Origin of the sequence: Vibrio sp. TRT 2004, assembly GCF_050113735.1 — a bacterium.
Taxonomy (GTDB): domain Bacteria; phylum Pseudomonadota; class Gammaproteobacteria; order Enterobacterales; family Vibrionaceae; genus Vibrio.
The window spans coordinates 1-1685 of the sequence record NZ_JBNJOH010000110.1; the positions used below are offsets into that span (position 1 = coordinate 1).

The 1685-nt window shown below is 47.1% G+C and carries 2 protein-coding genes; one reads left to right on the forward strand and one right to left on the reverse strand.

Annotated elements, in window-relative coordinates; translation table 11 throughout:
• Nucleotides 1-567: formylglycine-generating enzyme family protein (locus ACQEXR_RS20050; protein ID WP_427021024.1), on the forward strand; the 567-nt coding region annotated here is incomplete at its 5' end.
• 35 nt (nt 568-602) lie between these two features.
• On the opposite strand, the gene ACQEXR_RS20055 is transcribed toward ACQEXR_RS20050, so the two are convergent.
• On the reverse strand, nt 603-1661 hold the full coding sequence (locus ACQEXR_RS20055; protein ID WP_427021025.1) for a hypothetical protein: 1059 nt from the start codon (nt 1659-1661) through the stop codon (nt 603-605).
• Between the last annotated feature and the right edge of the window lie 24 nt (nt 1662-1685).

A 1685-nucleotide genomic window follows, 5' to 3' on the forward strand; every position in this document is an offset into this window, starting at 1 on the left:
CGCGGCTCTAAGATTTATAAAACCGCCTTACCTAACTTTCTCAGACAATCTGCTAGAAATGTAAATTGGCAAGATGCAAAAAACTATTGTCAGTGGCTGGGGCAGTTAACGGCTCTGCCTGTCGATCTACCCACCGAAGCCCAGTGGGAATACGCTGCGCGCAGCCGTGGTCAAAAACTCTACTACGCAACCAACAATGGCTTTATTCAGTTTAGGGGAAGGGGGTTTTATAACCCAGAATTAGGTGGCTATGAAGAGTTTACCGATAAAACCGCTAACATCGCCACAGGCCTAAACCCGGTTGGTATGTTTGCACCCAATCCCCTCGGTATTTATGATATGACTGAAAATGCCACAGAATGGGTTAATGATTGGTACGCCAAAGATTATTATAAAGTGTCACCGAAACGTGATCCTCAAGGGCCCGCAACGGGTGAATACAAAGTCAAACGAGGTGGGGTTGGTATGGTCAATGTTGGTCGTACATACCGCGAGCTAGAGGTCAGTGATACCGCTATCCGCTCAGGTTTTCGTTGCTCAGTTCAGAGCTCTGACTTGCCCTATTAATATTGAAAATGACCGCCTTACGGCGGTCGCTGTGGTTAAATATAGTAACCGTTGTTTTTATTTAAGCGCGCGATTTGCTGTTCAACTGTCTCCCTCTTCTGCCTCCAACTCCAGCCGGATCGCGGCGCAAACGGGTGCATTTGAGCAAAGTTGCTCTCGTTGATTTCCTTCACTTGCGCCAGTTTTAATACCCAGTTGTTAAAGCTTGTCTGTTGTTCGCCATCTAAAATCGCATTGATGCGCGCCAAATTGTCAAACAGCGCTTTGTCTTCTGCTTGTTTGCCACCTGATGGCTTTTCACCGGTGGCATTCATACGTGTGAGCACCTCTTCAAAACGTCGCCACGTTTTAACCCCACCAAGCAATAATATATAGATCGCCTTCTCTTGCTCCTCTTCCCACGACAAATAAAACGTCGTCACTAAAGTATTGAGCATAATGCCAACGGTTTCCGGCAATAATTCTTCAAACGGCACCTCACCGGTCACATCATGCCCTTGAGGGTTAAAATGCATTGTGATCCGCCGAGCCAGACGATAAGCTTCTTTCTTCTTTTCGGATTCGGTGTTCCAAAAATCCATACGGGTTTTCCACCAAATATTGATTGACTGACTGCTGTTCATCACCGCCTGTTTAAGTGCTTCTTGTGGATTAGCAATCATATCGCTAGCAAAAGCGATATAGCTAGATTGCATAAGGTGCTCGTAGACACGACTATCTAGATTATCCAGTACGCGGTAATCGGTTGCTTTTAAGCCTTTAAACAATATAACGGCGAGCTTCCATAACTGCTCAAAATCAACGGTAGTGCCAAATCCACCACTGGCGCCAGGGCCAAACACCAGACGCCCAGAACAATTAAAGTAGAATTTCCCATCATCGAGCGCCAATTGGAAATCCCATCCCGCTCCGGCGCCAATAGCTACATTGCCGTTGGCACCCACTTTGGCGAGGGTGGCGAAATCAAACACCTTATCCAGTTTGGTATCTTGCGGTGCTTTCCATTCCAGCCCCCCTTCAACCTGACCTCCAACTTGAGCACCACCAAAAATATCGCCTTTCACGCCGACACCACCAGAAGCATTGGTACCCATACTAACGCTTGGAGAGAGCAGTAT